The 22940-nt window shown below is 70.3% G+C and carries 21 protein-coding genes; 4 read left to right on the forward strand and 17 right to left on the reverse strand.

Annotated elements, in window-relative coordinates:
• Positions 1-38: 38 nt before the first annotated feature.
• The 17 genes from LOK44_RS03035 to LOK44_RS03115 all read right to left on the reverse strand — a co-directional run bounded on the left by LOK44_RS03035 (position 39) and on the right by LOK44_RS03115 (position 18674).
• Positions 39-329, reverse strand: a complete 291-nt coding sequence (locus tag LOK44_RS03035; protein WP_163924542.1) for a YggT family protein — start codon at positions 327-329, stop codon at positions 39-41.
• 112 nt (positions 330-441) lie between these two features.
• Positions 442-1110 (reverse strand): cell division protein SepF, encoded by a 669-nt coding sequence (locus LOK44_RS03040; protein ID WP_237568580.1) that lies wholly within the window; start codon positions 1108-1110, stop codon positions 442-444.
• Positions 1111-1175: 65 nt separating this feature from the next.
• On the reverse strand, positions 1176-1928 hold the full coding sequence (locus tag LOK44_RS03045; RefSeq protein WP_237568581.1) for a YggS family pyridoxal phosphate-dependent enzyme: 753 nt from the start codon (positions 1926-1928) through the stop codon (positions 1176-1178).
• 13 nt (positions 1929-1941) lie between these two features.
• Positions 1942-2646, reverse strand: coding sequence for a peptidoglycan editing factor PgeF (gene pgeF, locus LOK44_RS03050; protein ID WP_237568582.1), 705 nt, complete (start codon positions 2644-2646; stop codon positions 1942-1944).
• Positions 2647-2678: 32 nt separating this feature from the next.
• A complete protein-coding gene (gene ftsZ, locus LOK44_RS03055) occupies positions 2679-3830 on the reverse strand; it encodes a cell division protein FtsZ (protein ID WP_237568583.1) in 1152 nt (383 codons plus the stop codon).
• Between the two features lie 200 nt (positions 3831-4030).
• On the reverse strand, positions 4031-4942 hold the full coding sequence (locus LOK44_RS03060; RefSeq protein ID WP_237568584.1) for a cell division protein FtsQ/DivIB: 912 nt from the start codon (positions 4940-4942) through the stop codon (positions 4031-4033).
• Complete coding sequence (gene murC, locus LOK44_RS03065) at positions 4939-6360, reverse strand: UDP-N-acetylmuramate--L-alanine ligase (RefSeq protein ID WP_237568585.1); 1422 nt, start codon at positions 6358-6360, stop codon at positions 4939-4941. Before murC ends, LOK44_RS03060 begins: the two co-directional genes overlap by 4 nt.
• Entirely contained in the window at positions 6357-7505 is a 1149-nt protein-coding gene (murG, locus tag LOK44_RS03070; RefSeq protein WP_237568953.1) for an undecaprenyldiphospho-muramoylpentapeptide beta-N-acetylglucosaminyltransferase, read from the reverse strand. Before murG ends, murC begins: the two co-directional genes overlap by 4 nt.
• 47 nt (positions 7506-7552) lie before the next feature.
• Positions 7553-9142 carry a putative lipid II flippase FtsW gene (gene ftsW / locus LOK44_RS03075; protein ID WP_237568586.1) on the reverse strand — a complete coding sequence of 530 codons (1590 nt, stop codon included), beginning with the start codon at positions 9140-9142 and terminating at the stop codon, positions 7553-7555.
• A 144-nt stretch (positions 9143-9286) separates the two neighbouring features.
• Complete coding sequence (gene mraY / locus LOK44_RS03080) at positions 9287-10366, reverse strand: phospho-N-acetylmuramoyl-pentapeptide-transferase (RefSeq protein ID WP_237568587.1); 1080 nt, start codon at positions 10364-10366, stop codon at positions 9287-9289.
• Complete coding sequence (locus LOK44_RS03085; protein ID WP_237568588.1) at positions 10363-11871, reverse strand: UDP-N-acetylmuramoyl-tripeptide--D-alanyl-D-alanine ligase; 1509 nt, start codon at positions 11869-11871, stop codon at positions 10363-10365. Before LOK44_RS03085 ends, mraY begins: the two co-directional genes overlap by 4 nt.
• The gene (locus LOK44_RS03090; protein WP_237568589.1) at positions 11868-13424 is read right to left on the reverse strand and encodes a UDP-N-acetylmuramoyl-L-alanyl-D-glutamate--2,6-diaminopimelate ligase; all 1557 of its coding nucleotides are present in this window, start codon (positions 13422-13424) and stop codon (positions 11868-11870) included. Before LOK44_RS03090 ends, LOK44_RS03085 begins: the two co-directional genes overlap by 4 nt.
• Positions 13425-13466: 42 nt before the next feature.
• On the reverse strand, positions 13467-15377 hold the full coding sequence (locus LOK44_RS03095) for a peptidoglycan D,D-transpeptidase FtsI family protein (protein WP_237568590.1): 1911 nt from the start codon (positions 15375-15377) through the stop codon (positions 13467-13469).
• Positions 15374-16360: a cell division protein FtsL gene (gene ftsL, locus LOK44_RS03100; protein WP_237568591.1), complete on the reverse strand. Its 987-nt coding sequence runs from the start codon at positions 16358-16360 to the stop codon at positions 15374-15376. Before ftsL ends, LOK44_RS03095 begins: the two co-directional genes overlap by 4 nt.
• Positions 16360-17526, reverse strand: coding sequence for a 16S rRNA (cytosine(1402)-N(4))-methyltransferase RsmH (gene rsmH / locus LOK44_RS03105; protein ID WP_237568592.1), 1167 nt, complete (start codon positions 17524-17526; stop codon positions 16360-16362). Before rsmH ends, ftsL begins: the two co-directional genes overlap by 1 nt.
• Positions 17501-17932: a division/cell wall cluster transcriptional repressor MraZ gene (gene mraZ, locus LOK44_RS03110; RefSeq protein ID WP_163916937.1), complete on the reverse strand. Its 432-nt coding sequence runs from the start codon at positions 17930-17932 to the stop codon at positions 17501-17503. Before mraZ ends, rsmH begins: the two co-directional genes overlap by 26 nt.
• Before the next feature lie 337 nt (positions 17933-18269).
• Complete coding sequence (locus LOK44_RS03115) at positions 18270-18674, reverse strand: SCO2097 family morphological protein (RefSeq protein WP_163916935.1); 405 nt, start codon at positions 18672-18674, stop codon at positions 18270-18272.
• A 224-nt stretch (positions 18675-18898) separates the two neighbouring features.
• On the opposite strand from LOK44_RS03115, the gene LOK44_RS03120 reads away from it, so the two are divergent.
• The 4 genes from LOK44_RS03120 to LOK44_RS03135 all read left to right on the forward strand — a co-directional run bounded on the left by LOK44_RS03120 (position 18899) and on the right by LOK44_RS03135 (position 22926).
• Entirely contained in the window at positions 18899-19507 is a 609-nt protein-coding gene (locus LOK44_RS03120) for a GNAT family N-acetyltransferase (RefSeq protein ID WP_237568593.1), read from the forward strand.
• 35 nt (positions 19508-19542) lie between these two features.
• A complete protein-coding gene (locus LOK44_RS03125; RefSeq protein WP_237568594.1) occupies positions 19543-20223 on the forward strand; it encodes an LppM family (lipo)protein in 681 nt (226 codons plus the stop codon).
• 82 nt (positions 20224-20305) lie between these two features.
• Positions 20306-21403: a bifunctional (2E,6E)-farnesyl/geranyl diphosphate synthase gene (gene idsA2, locus LOK44_RS03130; RefSeq protein ID WP_237568595.1), complete on the forward strand. Its 1098-nt coding sequence runs from the start codon at positions 20306-20308 to the stop codon at positions 21401-21403.
• A gap of 5 nt (positions 21404-21408) precedes the next feature.
• Positions 21409-22926, forward strand: a complete 1518-nt coding sequence (locus LOK44_RS03135) for an alpha-(1->6)-mannopyranosyltransferase A (RefSeq protein WP_237568596.1) — start codon at positions 21409-21411, stop codon at positions 22924-22926.
• The last annotated feature ends 14 nt before the right edge of the window (positions 22927-22940 follow it).

The raw sequence follows: 22940 nt of genomic DNA on the forward strand, positions 1-22940 counted from the left end.
GATCGACCGCTCGCTCTCGCGGACCCCTGCCGGTGGGGTCAGGCCGCTGCGCCGAACGCCAGTTGCATCCCGATGAACGCTACGAGCAGAAGCACCATGATCGACAGGTCGAAGCGGATCGCACCTATCGTGAGCTGCGGAATCAGCCTGCGGAGCAGCTTCACGGGAGGGTCGGTCACGGTCAGGATCAGCTCGAGGACCACCACTGTGAACCCCTTGGGTTGCCAGTCTCGACTGAACGATCGGATGAACTCGACGACGACCCTGGCGATGAGCAACAACCAGAACACGAACAGCGCAAAGCCCAGAATTTCGAAGAACAGCGCCAACTGGGCGACCTCACTAGCGGGAAGATGCGGAAACGGTGCACGTACGCGCGACGTTCAACCGCGCGACGATTCGTCCGCAAGCCTACCCGTCCCGCGGGGGTGCCACGGGTGCCTACTGGTAGGAGTAGAAGCCGGCCTCGGCGATGCGCCTGCGCTCCTCCGCGCTGACGTCGACGTCGGCGGGCGACAGCAGGAACACCTTCGTCGCCACCTTGTCGAACGAGCCGCGAAGTGCGAACGCGAGGCCCGCGGCGAAGTCCACCAGTCGCTTGGCGTCGGCGTTGTCCATCGACACCAGATCCATGATCACCGGGGTGCCGTCGCGGAACCGCTCGCCGATCGTGCGGGCTTCGCTGTAGTCCTTGGGACGCAGGGTCGTGATCTTGGCCAACGGGCTCCCCGCCTCGAACAGTTCCGCCATCCGGCGCGGCTCCATCGCGACCGCTCCGCGGGTGGCCCCGCGCAGGGTGTTGAAGCGCGGCCGGTCGAACTGCGGCCTGCCGCCACGGAAGGCCGGCTCGTCGACGTAGCCGCCGGCACGGTAACCGGCAGGCACGGGATCCATCTCGCGACCGAACTCGCGCTCGAATTCCCTTGCGCCGACTCGCTCTTCGTATCCGCGGCCCTCCATGCGGCCGTACGAATCCTCTTCGAAGCGCTCGTCGCGGCTACGACGCGGGTACGGGCGCGACGCACGGTCGTCGTCCTCGTAGTACTCGTCTTCGTAGTCGTCCATCGGGGCCATACCGAAGTAAGCCTTGACCTTGTGCAGCGTACTCATCTCAGGACCCTTCTGAAGACTGTGATGTGTGTTGTCTGTGATGACGTTGTGACTGGTGTGACTACTCACGGTGACGTTAGTGGGCGTTGCCCCATGAGCGCGGTTCCGACACGCACACACGTGGACCCATGTCGAACCGCCGTCTCGAGGTCCCCCGACATACCTGCTGACAAACCGAGCCGTTGTTGGTAATCCGCCTGTACCCGTTCGCGCTCGGCGGCCAAACGCACGAAGGACTCCTCGGCCGCTGCGCCCAGCGGCGGAATGGCCATCAGTCCCGCGAACCGAAGTCCCTCAGTCGAATTCGCCGCCGCGCAGACCTCGTCCACCAGAGCGGTGTCGCCGACGTCGACGCCGCCCCGCTCGGGGTCACCGTCGAGACTGAGCTGCACGTAGACGAACATCGGCTCGGGCCGCCGGCCGTCGGCCAGCGCCTCGGTCGCACCTCGTCCCAGCGCCCTGATCAGCGCGATGCCGTCGACGGAGTGCGCGGCGTACGCCCAACTCGCGACGGCCTTGGCCTTGTTGCGCTGGATGCGGCCGATCATGTGCCAGCGGATGGCCCCCGGCGTGCCGTCGGCCGCGACGTGCTCGGCGACCTCCGCGGCCTTCCTCGACGCTTCCTGCTCCCGGGACTCGCCGAAGGCTTCGCACCCCAGCCCGCGCAGGAGGATCACGTCGGAGGCGGGAAAGAACTTCGTCACCGGAAGCAGTTCGACGTCGCCCTCGGCCCGGCCCGCGGCTCGAACCGCAGCCCCGACCCGGGCACGCAATGCCTCGAGCGAGGCGCGCAACTCGGCTTCGCGGTCCCCGGTCATCTCGGCCGCACCGTCATTCCATCCACACCAGTGACGCGAGCCTGCCGGTTGGCGCACCCCGGCGGTGGCTGTACAGATTGCGGTCGGCGAACGTGCACCGCGGGTCCACGTCGACCGCCGAGATGCCCAATCCGCGTAGCTGCCCGACGATTCCGGCCCTCAGGTCGAGCCCGGCCGTACCACGCGCGGTGACGGTGCGACTACCCGGAAGCGCTGCCTCCACCTCGGCGGCCATCGCCTCGGGCACCTCGTAGTTGCGGCCGCTGACGGCTGGGCCGAGCAGCACGGAGATGTCCTCGGCGCGGGCACCGCGGCGCACCATCGCCTCGACGGTCCGCACGACGATGCCGTTCTGCGCGCCGACCCGTCCCGCATGCGCCGCACCGATGACCCCGGCACGCGCATCGGAGAGCAGTACCGGAACGCAGTCGGCGGTCACCACGGCCAGGGCCAGCCGCGGTGTCGTCGTCACCATCGCGTCGGCGGCGTCGACCGTGGGGCCCGGGCCGTCCACCTCCACGACACGATCGGAGTGCACCTGGTTCATCCAGCGGACGCCGTCGGCGCCGAGACCCGTCGCGGCGGCGAGACGTCGGCGGTTCTGGGCGACCGCGGCCGGGTCGTCACCGACGTGGTCGCCGAGGTTGAAGGCGTCGAAGGGTGGCCTCGACGCACCACCCCTGCGGGTGGTCGTGACACGGCGGACGCGGCGGCTCACGGTGTCAGTATCCGGGATCGAGCTGAGCGCGCTCAGTGCCGCATGAACGGCGGCACGTCGACGTCGTCGTCGGCGATGCCGTCGTCGCGACCGCCACCGATGCTGACCGTCGCCCCGTTGGTGTGCACCGGGACGGCGGCGGGATCGGTCGACTCCACGAAGGGCGAGGTGACCTTGCCCGCCCGGCCGGGTGCGATTGGCTGGCCGGGGGTGCCGGTGACCGGGGCGCGACTGGGCCCCGCCGCGTCGAATCCGGCCGCGATCACCGTGACCCGGACCTCGTCGCCGAGCGAGTCGTCGATGACGGTTCCGAAGATGATGTTCGCGTCCTGGTGCGCGGAGTCCTGCACCAGCGACGCGGCCTCGTTGATCTCGAAGAGGCCGAGGTCGCTGCCGCCTGCCACCGACAGCAGCACGCCTTGAGCACCCTCCATGGACTGCTCGAGAAGTGGTGAGTTGATGGCGATCTCGGCGGCCTTGAGCGCCCGACCGTCGCCGCGTGCGGACCCGATGCCCATCAGGGCGGTGCCCGCGCCGCTCATGACGCCCTTGACGTCGGCGAAGTCGACGTTGATCAGACCGGGCGTGGTGATCAGGTCGGTGATGCCCTGCACGCCGTTCAGCAGGACCTCGTCGGCGCTGCGGAAGGCGTCCATCAGCGAGACGGCCGCGTCGCCCATCTGCAGCAGGCGGTCGTTGGGGATCACGATGAGCGTGTCGCAGCTCTCGCGCAGCGAGGTGATACCCGATTCCGCCTGGTTGGACCGCCGCTTGCCCTCGAACGAGAACGGCCGGGTGACGACGCCGACGGTCAGCGCACCGAGTTTGCGCGCGATGGTGGCGACGACGGGTGCGCCGCCAGTTCCGGTGCCACCACCCTCGCCAGCGGTGACGAACACCATGTCGGCGCCGCGGAGCAGCTCCTCGATGTCGTCCTTGGCGTCCTCGGCGGCCTTGCGTCCGACCTCGGGGTCGGCGCCGGCGCCGAGACCCCTGGTGGAGTCGCGGCCGACGTCGAGCTTGACGTCGGCATCGCTCATCAACAGCGCCTGGGCGTCGGTGTTGATGGCGATGAACTCGACGCCCTTGAGGCCTTGTTCGATCATGCGGTTGACGGCATTCACGCCGCCGCCACCGATGCCGACCACCTTGATGACGGCGAGATAGTTGTGCGGGGGCGTCATTGCGGTCGCCTTCCTCCTGAATGTGCCTACATGTCCGTCGGTACCCCTCGAGTCAAACCCTCAACCTCAACCACAGGCTTAGAGTTATGTCAAGTAGTGCCGTACGAACAGAACGGTAGGGCTCACTCGGGAACGAACCGCGCAGGCGCGCCGACGTGTTCGTGTGTTTCGCGTCTTTTTCCGGTGCGGGACACGACACGTCACTTGACTGTGGGCAGATCCGGACTCGACACGTCGTAGGTGCGGCCCGGTTGAGTCAGCAGCGCACCGAGCTTGAGCGCCTTCTCCTCCGTGCGGTCGGTGGTCCCCCAGATGACCTCGCGACCGTCGATCAGGGTGAGCGTGATCGAGGCCACCGATGGCGCCGCGATGCGACCGACCTGCCCCGCGACCTCCGGCCGCAGCGCGAGCAGCACCTGCAGGGCGGCCTTGGTCGGCGCGTCGGTGGGGCCAGGGTTGTCGGCATCGAGGTACGGCAGGCCGAGAGGTGGTGTGTCGGTGGCGAAGTCGACGCCATCCCGATCGAACAGGTGCGGCCCGTCGGGGTAGTCCTTGACCGCGACCGGCACCCGCTCCACGATCGTGATTCGCAGTGTCGACGGATACTCGCGCTGCACGCGCGCGCTGGCCACCCTGCGGATGGTGGCGACTCGTTCGGCCACCGCGTCGGTGTCGATCTGCAGCAGTGGGGTGTCGGGCACGACGGCGGCGGCCTGCAGGATCTCCTCCTGGGAGATCGTGTTCAGCCCGACGATCACCGTCGACCTGGCCGCCATGATCGGCGTGAAGTACAGCAGCAGCCCGAGGCCGACGGCGATGACGCTCACCAGCGCCGACCACAGCAGTGCCTTCAATCCGCGGATCAGCCCCCTGGCGGGACGCTTGGCCTGCTCGGGCGGCTTGCCCTCGACCCGGCGCTTCGCCTCGCGGCGCGCGTTCTCGATCGCGGTCGCCCTGTCCTGGGCGGCACGGCGCTCCTCGCGCTCCCTGCGCGCCCGGCGGCGCGGCCCTTCGAAGTCGTCGCCGTCGTCCGCGTCGGGCGCGGGCGGTTCGGGCTCGTCGGCGGGGGCCGGCTCGGGTACCTCGGACGCCTGGTCGTCGGGACCGGTCACGGCTGCCGGGCCCGGTCGGTGAGCGCCGCCAGGATCTCCTGCCCGAGCAGGGTGACGTCGCCCGCGCCCATCGTCACCACGACGTCGCCGGGCCGCGACACACCGGCGACGCGCTCGGCGACCGCGGAGAAGTCCGGCACGTAATGCGTCTTCACAGCGGTGTGTTCGGCGACCGTCGCGCCGCTCACGCCGGGCAGCGGTTGCTCCCGCGCGGCGTAGACGTCCAGCACGAAGACCTCGTCGGCAAGGCTCAGCGCCTCGCCGAACTCGCGGGCGAACGCCTCGGTCCGCGAGTACAGGTGCGGCTGGAACACGACGATCGACCGCGCGTCGCCCACAACGGCGCGCACGGCGTCGAGCGTCGCGCGCACCTCGGTGGGATGGTGCGCGTAGTCGTCGAAGACGCGGACCCCCGCGGCGGTGCCCACGGCCTCGAAGCGGCGCCGGACGCCCTCGAACCCGGCCAGACCGTCGAGCACGGTCCCGACGGCGGCCCCGGCCTCCCGCGCGGCGAGCAGTGCGCCGAGCGCGTTCAGGGCCATGTGCCTGCCGGGCACCGCGAGCCGCATGCCGCGCGGCTGAGCCTCGCCGGCCAGCTGGATCGTCGCGACGCCACCGGTCCCCTGCTGCGTCCAGTCCAGCAGCGTGGCGGCGAGATCGGATCCGGCGCTGCCGTAGGTCAGCACCCGCACGCCGAGCGCACGGGACCGTTCGGCCAGCGCGGCGGCGCCAGGGTCGTCGGCGCAGGCCACCAGCACGCCGCCGGGAACGATGCGCGCGACGAAGTCGTCGAACACCCGGGAGTACGCCTCCTCGGTGCCGAAGAAGTCGAGGTGGTCGGCCTCGACGTTGGTCACGACGGCCACGTCGGGGGCGTACTGCAGCAGGGAACCATCGCTCTCGTCGGCCTCGGCGACGAAGACGTCCCCGCTGCCGTGATGGGCGTTGGTGCCGGCCTGACCGAGATCGCCGCCCACCGCGAACGACGGATCGAACCCGCCGCGCTGCAACGCCACGATCACCATCGACGTCGTGGTGGTCTTGCCGTGCGTGCCGCTGACCAGGACCGTGGTGTAGCCGTCCATCAGCCGGGCCAGCACCGCGGGCCGCATGATCACCGGGATACCGCGGCGCCGAGCCTCGACGAGTTCGGGATTGTCCTTGGGGATCGCCGCGTGCGTGCTGACCAGCGCGGTCGGCCCGCCTTCGAGCATGTCGAGCGCAGCCGCGTCGTGACCCACCCGGACCAGCGCTCCCCTGGCCCGCAGCGCGGCCAGACCCCGCGACTCCTTGGCGTCCGAACCCGACACCTGGCCACCGCGGTCCAACAGGATCCGCGCGATGCCCGACATGCCCGCGCCGCCGATGCCGACCATGTGCACGCGCCGCAACTCCGGAGGTAGCTCCCGGGCGGTCACCGCGCGGCCGCCCTGGTCTCGCGCGCAATCGCCAGCGCGACCTCGGCCACGCGCTGCGCGGCGTCCCGGTGCCCGGCCAGCGCGGCCGCCGACGTCATCGCGGCCAGCCGCTGGTCGTCGGACATCAGGCCGGAGACCGTGGAGGCGACGAACGCCGGGGTCAGGTCGGCGTCGTCGACCACCAGCCCGCCGCCCGCCTCGACCACCGGCAGGGCGTTGAGCCGCTGCTCGCCGTTACCGATCGGCAGCGGGACGTAGATGGCGGGCAGCCCGACGGCGCTCACCTCGGCCACGGTCATCGCGCCGGACCGGCAGATCGCCAGGTCGGCAGCGGCATACGCCAGGTCCATTCGGCTCAGGTACGGGACCGCCACGTACGGCGGGGTGCCCGGCGCGGACGGTGCGAGGTCGAGCACGTTCTTGGGCCCGTGGGCGTGCAGCACCGAAATCCCGGCTGCGGCAAGGGCTTCGGCCGCACCAGAGACCGCCCGGTTGATCGACTGGGCGCCCTGGGACCCGCCGAACACCAGCAGCACCCGGTCGTCGTCGGAGAATCCGAAGTGCGCGCGGGCCTCGCTGCGCAACGCGGCGCGGTCGAGCGTGGTGATCGCATGACGGACCGGCACCCCGACCACCTCGACGCGGCCCAGCCCCGGATCGGGAACGGCCGAGAGCACCCGCCGCGCGGTCCGTGCGCCCACCCGGTTGGCCCAGCCCGCGGTCGCGTTCGCCTCGTGGATGACGACGGGGACGGCGCGGCGACGGCCGCCTCGAGCGCCGGAGCCGCGGCGGGCGGCCAGGTAGGCGGGCAGTGCGACGTAGCCGCCGAAGCCGATCACCACGTCGGCGCCGACACCGTCGAGCACGGCGCGGGTCTCGCGGACGGCCTGTTGCACGCGCAGTGGCAGGCGCAGCAGATCACCGGTCGGCTTGCGCGGGAACGGCACCGGGGTGATCAGCCGCAGGTCAAAGCCGCGCTCGGGGACGAGCTTGGTCTCGAGACCGCGGTGAGTGCCCAGCGCCGTGATCCTGACGTCGGGGTCCAGCGCGACCAGGGCGTCGGCGACGGCCATCGCGGGTTCGATGTGTCCCGCGGTGCCGCCACCGGCGAGCACGACTGATATCCCCCGGTCGCTACCGTCCATCCGCGCTGTCGCGGACTGCTCCCGGGGGCCGGGAGTGGCGGGTCCGTTCACCCGTAACGCTGGCCTTCCAATGGGCGAGCCCGACGGCTCGGTTGGCGTTGACGGCCTCCACTATGCACTGCGCCGCCGTCGCGTCGGTCAGCCGCCTGCGCGGTTCGTCTGCGGTCGTCGCGAGCCGGCTTGTCCCGCGTGCCCGCCCTCGCCTTCGCCTTCGCTGCCTTGGCGGCCTTGGCGGACTTCGGCTTGACCTTCGGCTGTGCCTTGGCCACGCGCTTCGCTGGCGCCTTGGGCGGCTTCGGCTTCGTGCGCAGGCGGTCGCGGACCGCCTCGATGCGGCTGGGCACGTACGGCTCGGGCAACGGCAGCCGCAGCATCCGGTTCATCCGGTCGTCGCGGCCGGCCCGCAACGCAGCACACGCCTCGGGTTCGTGTCGCGCGGCGTTGGCGATGAAGCCGATCATGAACAGCGTCGTGGCCGTCGATGTGCCGCCCGCTGAGATCAGTGGCAGCTGCAGACCGGTGACCGGGAGCAGGCCGACGACGTAGCCGATGTTGATGAACGCCTGCCCGAGGACCCACAGGGTGGTCGTCGCGGTGAGCAGGCGCAGGAAGGGGTCGGCCGAGCGGCGGGCGATGCGCATGCCGGTGTAGGCGAACAGGCCGAACAGCAGCAGCAGGCCGCCCGCGCCGACGAAGCCGAGTTCCTCGCCGATGATGGCGAAGATGAAGTCGTTGTGGGCGTTGGGCAGGTAGTTCCACTTCGCGGTGCCCTGCCCGAGGCCGTCACCGAAGAAGCCACCGTTGGCCAGCGCGAACCGCGCCTGCCGTGACTGGTAACCGGCGCCCTGGCCGTCCGCGGTGGGATTCAGCCACGACTGCACGCGCGCCGATCGGTAGCCGGCCGACATCGCCAGGACTCCTGCCGCGACGACGACCGCGCCGAGCGAACTCAGGAACACCCGCAGCGGCAGGCCCGCGTACCAGAGCAGGCCGAGCAGGATGATGCCCAGCGACACCGTCTGCCCGAGGTCGGGCTGCAGCACGATCAGCAGCAGCGCGAGCACGGCGCCGGGCACCAGCGGGAACAGCATCTCCTTGAGCGACGCGCGTTCCATGCGACGACTGGCCAGCAGGTGTGCGCCCCAGATCGCGAACGCAATCTTCGCCAGCTCCGACGGTTGCATCGAGAAACCCGCGACGACGAACCACCCGCGGGAGCCGTTCGACAACGTACCGATGCCGGGAATGAGCACCAGAATCAGCAGGATGATCGTGAAGACGAAGCCCGGGAAGGCCAGTCGCCGCATCAAGCTGATCGGCATCCGGAGTGCGATGTAGAACGCGACGAGGCCGACGCACGTCCACAGCACCTGCTTGCCGAAGATCGCCCACGGCGTGCCGTCCTCGTCGTAGGAGTGCACCCCGGACGCGGACAGCACCATGATCAGCCCGAGCGTGACCAGCAGGGCCGCCACCGCGATGATCAGGTGAAACGACGTCATGGGTCGTTCCAGCCAGGCGCCGAACCGAGTCCGCGGCGCCTGCGGAGCCGATTCGGCCCGCGCGGTGACGCTGCCCGCGTTGGCGGTCGCATCCGGCGTCCGGCGCAGCTTCAGCCGGGTCAGGAGAGCTGTCACGACCACCCCGTCGGCCGTGCGACTCGAGTCACACCTGCATCACATGACTCATCTGTCGCAAGCACCCCAAAATCCTCCCCTGTCACACGCTCGTTGGGTCGGACATCCGGCGCGTGTCGCGAAAGCGGGTCCGGTTCGCTGCGGTCAGCCCCCGACGGCAGTCAGCCATTCGCTGTAGAACAGCGCGACGCCCAGACCGCACGCAATCGCGGTGAGCAGCCAGAACCGGATGATGACCGTGGTCTCTGCCCACCCGACCAGCTCGAAGTGATGGTGGAACGGTGCCATCCGGAACACCCGGCGCCCGGTCGTGCGGAAGGCCAGGATCTGCACGACCACCGACGTCACCTCCGCGACGAACAGCGCGCCCAGCACGATCGCGAGCGTCTCGGTACGGCTGGTGACCGACAGCCCGGCGATGATGCCGCCCAGCGCCAGCGACCCCGTGTCACCCATGAAGATCTTGGCGGGCGCGGCGTTCCACCAGAGGAATCCGATGCACGCGCCCGCGGTTGCCGCCGCCACCAGCGCCAGGTCCAGCGGATCGCGCACGTTGTAGCAACCCAGCCCGGGGCTGGTGGCGCACGCGTTGCGGAACTGCCAGAAGGTGATGATCACGTAGGCCGCGGTGACCATCGCCATCGCGCCGGCCGCCAGACCATCGAGCCCGTCGGTGAAGTTCACGGCATTCGACCACGCACTGACCAGGACCACCACGAACAGCACGAACAGCGCCGGGGCCAGCGTCACGGTTGCGATCTCGCGAACGTACGAGAGTTCGGGGCTGCCGGGCGTCACGCCGTCGGCGTTGCGGAACTGCAGGCAGAGCACGCCGAACAGCACCGCCGCGACCAGCTGGCCGACGGTCTTGGCGGTCTTGTTCAGGCCGAGGTTGCGCGAGCGCCGGATCTTGATCAGGTCGTCGAGAAAGCCCACCGCACCCAGCGCCGTGGCCAGACCGAGGACGAGCATGCCCGACGCCGACGGGCCCCGTCCGTCGAGCGCGAGCCCGACCAGGTGCGTTCCCAGGTAGCCCGCCCAGATGCCCGCGAGGATGGCGACGCCACCCATCGACGGCGTGCCGCGCTTCTTGTGGTGGCTCGGCGGGCCGTCCTCGCGGATCTCGTGGCCGAAGCCCTGCCGCGTGAACAACCGGATCAGCACGGGCGTCAAGAGGATCGACACCGCCAGCGCGATGCCGACGGCGATCAGGATCTGCCTCATGCGGTGCCAATTCCCCCGTCGCTCGCCAGCGCATCGGCCAGCACGCCAAGGCCCGCGGAGTTGGAGGCCTTCACCAGCACCACGTCACCCTCGCGCAACTCGTCGCGCAGCAGCTCGAGCGCGGAATCGGCGTCGTCGACCATGACCGACTCACTGCCCCACGATCCCTCCATGACGGCCCCGTGATGCATGGCGCTCATCGATCTCCCGGTTCCCACGACGACGAGTCGTGACACATCCAACCGCACGGCCAGTCGTCCGATGCTGTCATGTTCGCCGATCGCGTCGTCACCGAGTTCGGCCATCTCGCCGAGCACGGCCCAGCTCCGGCGCCGCTCGCCTCCCCCGTCCGCACCCGACTTCGCCATCCAGGCCAGCGCCTTGAGACCGGCGCGCATCGAGTCCGGGTTCGCGTTGTAGGCGTCGTTGACGATCGTCACGCCGTCGGGGCGGGTGGTCACCTGCATGCGGCGCTGCGACACCGGGCCCGCACCCGCGAGCGCCGCCGCAACCTGCTCGAGGTCGGCCCCGCACTCCAGCGCGACCGCCGCGGCGCACAGCGCGTTGGACACCTGATGGTCACCGTGGACGGCGAGACGCACGGGCACCGACCCGGCGGCGGAGTGCATCGTGAACCGCGGTCGGGCCAGGTCGTCGAGCACGACGTCGTCGGCCCACAGATCCGCGCCGGGCTGACGGGCGATACGCACCACGCGGGCGGGCGTGACGTCGGCCATCGCGGCCACCGCCTTGTCGTCGGCGTTGAGGATGACCACGCCAGACGCCGGAACCGCCTGTGGCAGTTCCGATTTCGTCGCCGCAATCGCCTCGCGCGAGCCGAACTCGCCGAGGTGCGCGGTGCCAACGTTCAGCACCACGGCGATCGACGGCGGTGCGATCGCGGCCAGTGCGGCGATGTTGCCGGGATGGCGCGCCGACATCTCGAGAATCAGGTAGTCGGTGTCGGTGGTGGCGCGCAGCACCGTCCACGGATGGCCGAGTTCGTTGTTGAACGACCCCGGCGGGGCGACCACCTGCCCGAGCGGCTCGAGCACGGCGGCCAGCAGGTCCTTGGTCGACGTCTTGCCCGAGGACCCCGTCACGCCGATGATCGTCAAGCCGCCCTCGACGAGCCTGGCGGCGACGGCGGCCGCGAGCCTGCCCAGGGCACCGAGCACCGCGGCACCCGAGCCATCGGTGTCGTGTTCCAGGACCCCGGAGTCCGGATCCCCCGATGCCGCGCTGGGCCGGACCACGATCGCGGGCACGCCGACGGGGCGCGCGGCGAGCACCGCCACCGCACCGGCAGCCACCGCACCCGCGGCGAAGTCGTGGCCGTCGGCGCGCGCTCCGGGCAGCGCGAGGAACAGCCCGCCCGGTGCGACGGCGCGCGAGTCGAATTCGACGGTGCCCGTGATTCGCAGGCGGCGGGCCTCGTCAGGCGACACGTCGGCGAGTTCCCCACCCACGATGTCGGCGATCTCCGCGACGGTCAGCTCGATCACGGCCGTACTCCGATCGACTCGAGCGCGCCGGCGAGTTCGTCGCGATCGTCGAACGGCTTCGTCACGCCGGCCGCGGTCTGCCCGGCCTCGTGCCCCTTGCCGGCGACCAGAACCGCGTCTCCGGCGCGTGCCCATGCGACGGCATGGTCGATCGCCGCCCGGCGGTCACCCAGCTCGACAACGTCGGTCCCGGGGCCCGCGGCCGCACGCGCGGCCGAGACGATCGTGGCCCGGATGGTCGCCGGGTCCTCATCGCGCGGGTTGTCGTCGGTCACGACGACGAGGTCGGCCAGTTCGGCCGCCACCCGGCCCATCGGATCGCGCTTGCCGGCATCGCGGTTGCCGCCCGCACCGAAGACCACCGCGACTCTGCCTGTGCAATCCCCCGTGTCGCTGCGCTCCTGCCCGCCGCGAACCTGCTGGCGCAGCGTCTCGAGCACCGCCTGCAGCGCACCGGGCTTGTGGGCGTAGTCCACCACGGCGAGGAAGTCCTGACCGCGGTCGATGGGTTCCAGCCGACCGGGCACGGCTGCGTTGCGCAGTCCCGGCGCCGCCTGGTCCGGCGACACGTCGACCGCGTCGAGCAGCGCGGTCGCGAGCAGACAGTTCGCGACGTTGTAGCGGCCGGGCAACCCGATCCGCAGGCCATGGTGGACGCCGGCCGGGTCGACGGCGACGAACTCCTGGCCGCCGTGCCCCACTGGCCGGATCGACTCGGCACGCCAGTCGGCGGCCCCGTCGATGCCGACCGTGATCGGGTTCTTCGCCCGCCCGGCGATGACGCGGCCCGCGTCGTCATCGATGCACACCACGGAAACGTCTGCGTGGGTGGCGGATTCGGGGTCGAAGAGCCGGGCCTTGGCGTTCAGGTAGTCCTCCATCGTGGAGTGGAAGTCGAGGTGGTCGCGGGACAGGTTGGTGAAGCCGCCGACCGCGAAGTGCACCGCGTCGACGCGGCCAAGGGTCAGCGCGTGGCTGGAGACCTCCATGACGACGGTGTCGACGCCCCGCTCGAGCATCACCGCGAGCAGGGCCTGCAGGTCGGGCGCCTCGGGGGTGGTCAACGCACTCGGCTCGTCGACGCCGTCGATCCGGATGCCGACGGTCCCGATCAGACCCGCGACCCGGCCTGCGGCCCGCAGCCCGGCCTCGACCAGGTAGGTCGTCGTGGTCTTGCCCGACGTTCCCGTCACCCCGACGACGCGCAGCCGCTCCGACGGGTGGCCGTACACGGTGGCAGCGACCTCGCCGAGCACCGAGCGCGGGCTGTCGTGGACCAGCAGCGGGACGCCGACGCCCTGGAGTTGAGCTGCGCCGTCCCGATCGGTCAGCACGGCGACCGCGCCGCGGGCCAGCGCGTCGTCGACGAACCGGGCGCCGTGCGCGGATGCGCCTGGCAGTGCCGCAAAGAGGTCACCGGGGCGGGCGGCCCCGCTGCGCAGCGTGACGCCCGATACGCGCAGGTCGCCCTCCCGCGGCACGAGCGTGGCGCCCACGTGCGACGCCAGGTGCTCGAGGTCGGCACCCACCGGGTGCGAAGGACGCGAATTCATGGCGTTGACACAGTACCGACCCGCCGAGGGTGGCCCTGTTCTCTAGCCCTGCAGCACCAGTGGCGGTCCGGGATCCGGCGACAGCGGCACGTTCTCGCGCTGCAGCAGCCACGACGCGATGTTGTGGAACAGCGGGGCCGACGTCGTGCCCGGCTGACCGTCGGCGGTGCGACTCGGGTGGTCCATCATCACGCCGACGACGTAGCGGGGGTCGTCCGAGGGCACCATGCCGGCGAAGGTGATCCAGTAGACGTCGCTGTAGTAGCACCCGCAGGCCGGGTTGATCTGCTGCGCCGTGCCCGTCTTGCCCGCGATCTGGTAACCCTCGACCGCGGCTTGGGAGCCGGTGCCCTGCTGGATGCCGCGGGGGTCGCGCTGGACGGTGGCGCGCAACATGTTCCGCACCGTGCGCGCGGTCTCGGCGGACACCACCCGCACCGGCTCGGGACGCGGCTCGTCGGCGCGCGTGCCGTCGTCGGCGATGATCGACTTGATGACCCGCGGCGGGACGCGCATGCCGTCGTTGGCGATGGCCTGGTACATGCCGGTCATCTGCAGCAGCGTCATCGAAAGGCCCTGTCCGATGGGCAGGTTGGCGAACGAGCTGCCGGACCACTGGTCGATGGGCGGCACCAGGCCGGAACTCTCGCCGGGCAGTCCGACGCCGGAGCGCTGGCCCAGGCCGAACTTGTCGGCCATCTCGGCCCACTTCTCCGGCCCCACGCGCTGCGCCAGCATCAGCGTGCCGACGTTTGAGGACTTACCGAACACTCCGGTGGTGGTGTAGGGCATCACGCCGTGGGCCCATGCGTCGCCGACGGTGACGCCGCCCATGTCGATCGACCCGGGCACCTGCAGCACCTCGTCGGGATTGGTCAGCCCCAGTTCGATGGCGGTGGCGGCGGTGATGATCTTGTTGACCGATCCCGGTTCGAAGGGCGAGGTGACCGACAGGTTGCCCATCTCGCGATCCTCTTGCCTGCCGAGGTCCTGCGATGGGTCGAAGGTGTTGTCGTTCGACATGGCGAGCACCTCGCCGGTCTTCGCGTCGAGGACGACGGCGGAGACGTTCTTGGCACCCGAGAGGTTCTTGGCCTGCTGCACCTGCTGCTGCACGTAGAACTGGATGTCGTCGTCGATGGTGAGCTGGACGGTCGAGCCGTCGACGGCGTCGTGCCGGTTGCGGTAACTGCCAGGGATGACGACGCCGTCCGAGCCGCGGTCGTAGGTCACCGAGCCGTCGGTGCCTGCCAGCTTCGAGTCCAGCGAGTCCTCGAGCCCGAGCAGGCCGTGGCCGTCCCAGTCGATGCCGCCGACGATGTTCGCGGCCAGCGAGCCACCGGGGTACTGCCTGATGTCCTGCCGTTCGTAGCCGACCTCGGGGTACTTGGTCGTGATGGCGTCGGCGACGGCCGGGTCGACTGCGCGCGCCAGGTAGACGAAGGTCTCCTTGCCGGAGAGCTTCTTCAGCAGCGTCGACCGGTCCGGCTTGCCCTCGAGCAGGCCCGAGACGCCACCGGCGATCTCGGCGAGCCGCTTGGCTGGATCGGGTGCCGACGGGTCGGCGGCCTTGGCGTCGGCGAGCTGCTTCTGCACCTTCACCGGCTGGAAGGTCAGTGCCCTGGCCTCGATGGTGAAGGCGAGCTTGTCGGCGTTGCGATCGACGATGCTGCCGCGCACGGCCTTGTCGACGTCGGTCACCTTGAGCTGTCCGGCGGCCTCGGCCCGCAGGCCCTCCGCGCGGGGCACCTGCAGGCTGAAGAGCTGGGTGCCCGCCACGACGAGCAGTAGCGCGATGACGGCGTTGCCCGCGCGGTGCCGGAACACGAACGTCGAGCTGCGCGGCCCCGTGTCGGGGATCGGCTCGCGGACGCGACGGGTCCTGGCCGAGTGCGGCTGGTCGGTGCGGCCCTTGGTGACCGGGACCGGGCGGCGCTTCCTACCCCAACTCATGCCGGCGCTCCGGGAACGGGTGCTGCGGCAGGGTCGACCGGAGCGAGCGGCGGGACGTCCAGTGCGGGTGGGGCGGCCTCCACGGCGGGACCGGGCAGTGCGGGTGCCTCGGGAATCGGGAGGTGCGCCGCGTCGGAAGCGCCATTCACTCCGGCGACACCGCCGGGCAACGGTGCGGTGGCGGCGGTCGGGACCTCCGGGTTGGCGGCGGTCGGGGTGCGGGCCGGGATCCGAACGGCCAGCTCACGCGGTTCGACGACGCGGGGTGCGGGCGCCGGCGGCGGGGCCGGTGGGCCGGGTTCGGGGATCGGGGCGTTGAGCGGTGGGGGCTGAACGCCCTCGGCCGGCTTCGGCGTGCCGACCACGATCCAGGCACCCGTCGGGTCCTGGACCAGGTGCGCGGTATCGCGCGACGGGATCATGCCGAGCTGGCGCGCCGACTCGGCGAGCGCCGGGGCGGCCTGGGCTTCGAGCACGTCGCGCTCGAGCGCTTCCTTCTGTTGCAGCAGCGCCTGGTTCGTCTCCCGGGCGTGGCCGAGTTCATAGGACCGCTCGGCCGCGTCGGTCGACAGCCACAGCGTGACGCCGAGACCGAGGCCGAGTGCGCCGATCACCAGCACCACGAACGGAACCCGGCTGACCAGGTGACGTGGGTTGAACTCGATGGCGGAGAGCCTGATCAGGATCCGCTCGCGCAGCGGCGGCCGGACGATCTTCGGCGCCTTCGCCTTTCGCGCCTTGGCCCTGGCCTTGGCCTGGGCGGCGTTCTTCGGCCGTCCCGGCGCGTCGGTGGGCCGCTGCATCGGGCTCGTGCCGGGGCCCGATCCCGTGGACCGCGGCGGGCGCTGTTCGCGCACCGGACGGCGGCCGCGGGTCGGAGCGTCGGCGGCACGGCGCGCGACGGCACCGTCACGGGCCGGCCTGCGCACCTTGCCGTCGTCTCGTTTGCCCCCGCGACGCACTGGTTCTCTCCGCTTGGCCATCACGACACTTCCCTTCCCACAACCTTCTCCAGCGCGCGCAGCCGAACCGATGCACTGCGGGGGTTCAAATCGATCTCCGTTTGGGGCGCCTTCTCGGCGCCGCGGGTGAGCGAGGCGAACTCGGGCTCGTAGCCCGGTAGTTCGACGGGCAGACCCTCGGGTGATCGAGACGCCGTGGCGGCGGTGAACACCGTCTTGACGATCTTGTCCTCCAGGGACTGGTAGGCCATCACCACGACGCGGCCGCCGACGGCCAGCGCGTCGAGCGAGGCGGGCAGGGCGTCGCGCAGCGAGTCCAACTCACCGTTGACCGCGGTGCGCAGCGCCTGAAAGGTGCGCTTGGCCGGGTGACCGCCGGTGCGGCGGGTCGCCGCGGGAATCGACGCGTACAGCACCTCGACCAGTTCGCCGGTGGTGCGCAACGGGTTCCGGGCGCGCCTGCGGCCGATCTCGGCGGCGATCCTGGAGGCGAAGCGTTCGTCGCCGTACTCGCGCAACACCCGTGCCAGTGCCTTCACGTCGTAGGTGTTGACGATGTCGGCGGCCGTCAGCGGCGCATCGGGGTCCATCCGCATGTCGAGAGGCGCGTCGTGTGAGTAGGAGAAGCCGCGCTCGACCCGGTCCAACTGCATGGAGGACACCCCGAGGTCGAACAGCACGCCGTCGATCGCGCCCTCGCTGCGGTCGGCCCAGTAGCCGTCGTAGCGGGTGCGGACGAACCGCACGCGGTCGGAGAAGGGCGCGAGCCGCTCCCCCGCGATCGCCAGTGCCGACGGGTCGCGGTCGAGGCCGACGAGCCGTAGACCGGGGAGGTCGGTGAGGAAGCGTTCGGCGTGGCCGCCTGCGCCGAGCGTGGCGTCGACGAGGACCGCACCGCTGCCGTCCGGGCTGCGTCGGGTCAGTGCCGGCGTGAGCAGTTCGACGCAGCGGTCGAGGAGCACGGGTACGTGCGGCGTGCGGTCGGGGCCGGTAGTCGAGTCGGGCATCGGAACCGGCCTCCCCTCAGTGCGCCGCAGAAGATGTCGTGCCCCTGTCTCGAGGTCCCTGTCCGAGATCGCGAACCTGGCGTCGGGGAAGTACGTCAGGGTCGGTTCGGACAGAGGCCACGAGACACGGGCATCGGCAGGGTTGGCCTCCGGATCAGATGATGTCGCGCAGAGTTTCATCGCTGGCCGCGGAGAAATTCTCTTCGTGGGCTGCCTGGTATTCCTGCCAGGCTTGGGCGTCCCAGATCTCCAGGTACGTGATCGAACCGGTGACCACGCACTCCTTGGTCAGGTTCGCGTACCGGCGATGGTCGGCCGTCAGCGTGATCCGGCCTTGGGCGTCCGGATGCTGTTCGTCGGTCGCCGCGGCGAGGTTTCGCAGGTAGGCCCTGGCCTCCGGATTGCTCCGCGATGCCTGCGTCAGACGCTCCGCAAGTGCTTCGAACTCCGCACGGGGGTAGACGGCGAGGCTGTGGTCTTGGCTCTTGGTGACCATCAACCCCCCTGCCAGTGCGTCGCGGAACTTGGCGGGCAGCGTGAGCCGCCCCTTGTCGTCGAGCTTTGGCGTGTAGGTGCCGAGAAACATCCCGCCACCTCCCACCCGGAGCCCCATTCTCTCCGCTGTGCGCCACTTTACCCCACAATCCCCCACTTTGTTCCACTTCGCGGTGCGAGTTCTCCCCGACGCCCCACCGACCACCACCGACGCGCGGTCGCCGGGCAGCAGCGCGCACGTCGATGACCAGTTGATGACGGATAACCGCAGCTCGCGTGCCCGCGGCCGAAAGTGGGGCGTGGTGGGGCGGCAGGCCCTCTCAGACCCACCGCAGCGGTGCGCCCGGCGTGTCGAGGAGGGCGTGGCCAGACGAAGAAAAAGGGGCAGCTCCGTGAACGGAGCTACCCCTGTGTCGGGAAGACGGCGACTATTCGTCGAACCGGCGCCGGAACCGGTCCTCCATGCGACTGGTGAAGGAACCGCCCGAACCCTTGGCCTTGCGCGGCCGTGCCGATCCGGTCTCGGGTGCCGACTTGTCTCGGCCGCCGGCGACGCGCGGCCCGGTGATCGCGAACACCACGCCACCGAACATCACGATGAAACCGACCACCGAGAGAACGGGCAGACTCCCGATCCACGTGGCCCGCAACGCAATGCCGGCAACCAGTAGCGCGAGACCGAGGACGAAGAGGACTCCGCCCTGGAGCCTGCGTCGCGCCGACGGTGCCCGCAGGTTTCCCCCGCGAACGCTCGACGCGAACTTGGGGTCCTCGGCGTAGAGAGCGCTCTCGATCTGGTCGAGCATGCGCTGCTCATGATCGGAGAGTGGCATCCGTGCCTCCCTAATTGCCGCGGGCCGTAGTTCGTTCGAACTCGTATAACGTCGGGTATGCCCGCATCGACGGACACCCAACACTGATGATACGAGGTCAATCTGAGCCGTACCACCTAGTTCAATGCTCGATTGTACGGCCCGCTGCGAGTGGGCGAGATATCACGTCGAGCAGTCGATGATGAGAACGATTTCGGAGTTCGAACCGTGAAGGGCAACCGGCGTTGGCGACGTTTCTGATCGACCTGTCACCGGCCGACATGCAGCGGCGGCTTCGGGACGCGCTCGCCGTCTACGTCGAAGCGATGCGCTACCCCCGCGGCACCGAGGAGCAGCGTGCCTCGATGTGGCTCGAGCACACGCGGCGCCACGGCTGGAAGGCGGTCGCGGTCGTCGAGACGGAGACCGACGGCAGCGCCGGCGGTGCGCCCGACTCCCCCGAGGCCATCGCGTCGGCTCCCCTGCTCGGCGTGGCCTACGGCTACTGCGGCGCCCCCGACCAGTGGTGGCAGCAGCAGGTCGTCGCAGGTCTGCAGCGCGGCGGCACCGACGCCGGACGCATCGCCGACTTGATGACGAGCTACTTCGAGCTCACCGAACTGCACATTCGGCCCAGCGCGCAGGGTCGCGGCCTGGGCGAGGCGCTGGCCCGCCGACTCCTCGACGGCCGCACGGAATCGCACGTCCTGCTGTCGACGCCGGAGATCAACGGCGAGGCCAACCGGGCCTGGCGGCTGTACCGCAGGCTCGGATTCACCGACGTGATACGCGGCTACCACTTCGCCGGTGATCCGCGTCCGTTCGCGATCTTGGGCCGCAGCCTGCCCCTTTGAGCTCCCGGAGCCGCCTGGTCTGGCACGATGACCGGGTGCACGCCAGGCGTCGCCAGCGGCTGCTGGCCCTGCTCCTCCTTCTGATCATCGTGCCGACCGCCGCGGGCTGCGTGCGGGTCCGGGCCTCGATCACCGTCTCGCCCGACGACCGGGTCTCCGGCCAGATCGTCGCGGCCGCGAAACCCCGCAACGCCGACGACAAGGGACCGCAGCTGCTCAACACGTTGCCGTTCAGCAACAAGGTGTCGGTGTCGCCCTACTCGCGCGACGACTTCGTGGGCACGCAGGCCGTGTTCTCCGACCTCACGTTCGCCGAGCTGCCGCAGCTGGCTGACATGAACCGCGACGCCGCGGGCGTCGACATCAACCTCCGCAGGGCAGGCGATCTCGTCATCCTGGAAGGCCGTGCCGACCTCACCTCGCTCAGCGATTCCGAGGCCGACGTGTCGCTGAGCGTGTCGTTTCCCGGCGAGGTCACCTCCACCAACGGCGACCAGGTGTCGAACGAGATCGTCGAGTGGAAGCTCCGGCCCGGCGTCGTCAGCACCATGAACGCCCAAGCCCGTTACACCGATCCGAGCGCGCGCTCGTTCACCGGTGCCGCCATCTGGCTGACGGTCGGTTCGTTCCTCGTCGCCGCGGTGATCGGCGCGCTGGCGTGGAACAGCAGGGACCGCAACCCCGTGCTCGCCAACCCACACGACCCTGCGCGCTAGGTCGCTCGGCAGGCTCTACTCTTCAAGTGCACGACTCTTCAGGGCAACGGGTGTCGATCGAAGAAAGGGGCGTCCGCTGAGCGTGGATGCAGCGGCACCGTCGGCCGTGGAACTGGTGGCGGCGGTCACGGAACGACTGGGCGAGTACCTCCGCGAGCGTCGGCGCGACGCTGCCTACATAGGCGAGGATTACGCAGAACTCACCGCCGGACTCGAGGAGTTCGTGCTCCGCGGGGGCAAGCGGTTGCGACCGGCCTTCGCGTACTGGGGATGGCGCGCCGTCGCCGACCCCGAGGCCACGGCCACCGACCAGATGCCGCCCGACGTGCTCCGCCTCGTCTCGGCGCTCGAGCTGCTGCACGCATGTGCACTGATTCACGACGACGTCATCGACGCCTCGGCCACCCGGCGCGGGCTGTCGACGGTGCACATGCTGTTCACCGAGCTGCACCGAGGCCGCGAGTGGCACGGCAACTCCGAACAGTTCGGGCTCTCTGCGGCGATCCTGATGGGCGACCTGTCGCTGGTGTGGGCCGACGACGTCGTCGCGACCTCGGAGCTGTCGGTGGACGCGTATCGCCGCGTGCGACGCGTCTGGTCCGACATTCGCACCGAGGTCCTCGGCGGGCAGTACCTCGACATCGCCGCCGAGTCCGGCCGTGCCGAGACCGTCGCGTCGGCGCTGAACGTCTGCACCTTCAAGACCGCGTCCTACACGGTGGCGCGCCCGTTGCAGTTCGGGGCCGCGGCCGCCGCCGACCGCCCCGACGTGCAGGCCATCTTCCACGAGCTGGGCAACGACCTGGGCGTCGCGTTCCAGCTCCGCGACGACGTCCTCGGCGTATTCGGCGATCCGGCGGTCACCGGCAAGCCCTCCGGCGACGACTTGCGTTCCGGCAAGCGCACCGTGCTCCTCGCCGAGGCCCTCGAACGCGCCGACCAGACCGACCCGGTGGTCGCGAAGCTGCTGCGCACGTCCATCGGCACCGAGCTGTCCGACGACCAGGTCCGCGAATTGCGCTCGGCCATCGAGTCCGTCGGCGCGCTGGCCGCGGTCGAGACGCGCATCACCGAACTCACCCACCGCGGGCTGGACGTCCTCGCCGCCGCACCGATCGACGAGTACGCCAAGGTGGGTCTGTCCGAACTCGCCAGATTGGCGTCGACTCGGTCCGCCTGACGCCCATGGCCACGTCCTCCGCACCGACGCAGGAGTCGGAATCCCGTCCCCGCAAGGGGGTGTCGGGTCTCGTCGACTTCATCCGGTCCCCCGACGGCAAACCGGCACGCCTGGGCTTCCTCGGCGCCTGTCTGATCACCCTCGGCGGGCTCGGCGCAGGCAGCACGCGACTGCACGATCCCCTGCTCGAATCGCTTGGCATGTCGTGGCTGCGGTTCGGCCACGGCCTGGTGGTGTCGTCGCTGCTGCTGTGGGGCGGCGTCGCGGTGATGCTGGTGTCGTGGCTGTGGCTGGGCCGGCGCGTGATCGCCCACACCGTGAGCGAGTACACGATGGTGGCGACGACCGGGTTCTGGCTGGCACCGCTGCTGCTGAGCGTGCCGGTGTTCAGCCGCGACACGTACTCCTACCTCGCCCAGGGTGCGCTGCTGCGCGACGGTCTCGACCCGTACGCGGTGGGGCCGGTCGACAACGTCAACTCCCTGCTGGACAACGTCAGCCCGATCTGGACCACCACCACCGCGCCGTACGGCCCCGCGTTCATCCTGATCGCGAAGTTCGTCACGCTGATCGTCGGCGATCACGTGGTTGCGGGCACGATGCTGCTGCGGCTGTGCATGCTGCCGGGGCTGGTGCTGCTGATCTGGGCGGCGCCCAGGGTGGCCCGCCGCATCGGCGCCAACGGCCCTGCCGCGCTGTGGATCTGCGTGCTCAATCCGCTGGTGATCATCCACCTGATGGGTGGGGTGCACAACGAGATGCTGATGGTGGGCCTGATGATGGCCGCCATCGCGCTGACCCTCGGCGACCGGCCCGTGTGGGGCGTCACGCTCATCGCGCTGGCCGTCGCGGTGAAGGCGACCGCGGGCATCGCGCTGCCGTTCATGGTGTGGATGTGGATGCACCGGCTGCGCGAACGACGGCAGTTGGGCCCGGTGCGCGCGTTCGCGGTCGCGACGGCGGCGTCGGCCGCGATCTTCGTGGCCGTCTTCGCCGTGGTGTCACTGCTGGCCGGGGTGGGCCTCGGCTGGCTCACCGCGCTGGCCGGGTCGGTGAAGATCATCAACTGGCTCACCCTCCCGACCGCCGCGGCGAACCTGGTCAACGTGATCGGCGGGCTGTTCGGCCCGGTCAACTTCTACGCCGTGCTCGAGGTCACCCGGATCATCGGCGTCGCGACGATCGCGATCGCGCTGCCGCTGCTGTGGTGGCGCTACCGGCACGACGACCGCGAGGCGCTGACCGGCATGGCCGCGGCCATGCTGGTGGTCGTGCTGTTCGTGCCGGCCGCCCTGCCCTGGTACTACACGTGGCCGCTGGCGATCCTGTCAGCGCTGGCGCAGAGCCGGGCCGGCATCGCCGTGATCGCCGGGTTCTCGACGTGGATCATGGTCATCTTCAAACCCGATGGCTCACACGGGATGTACTCCTGGATCCACGTACTGCTGGCGACCGCGTGCGCGCTGGCGGCGTGGTACTCGCTGTCGCACACCGCCGAGCCGGCGGACGCGGAACGCCAGTAGGCCACGACCGTGGA

This window comes from Mycolicibacterium lacusdiani, assembly GCF_021916785.1.
In the GTDB taxonomy this organism is placed as follows: domain Bacteria; phylum Actinomycetota; class Actinomycetes; order Mycobacteriales; family Mycobacteriaceae; genus Mycobacterium; species Mycobacterium lacusdiani.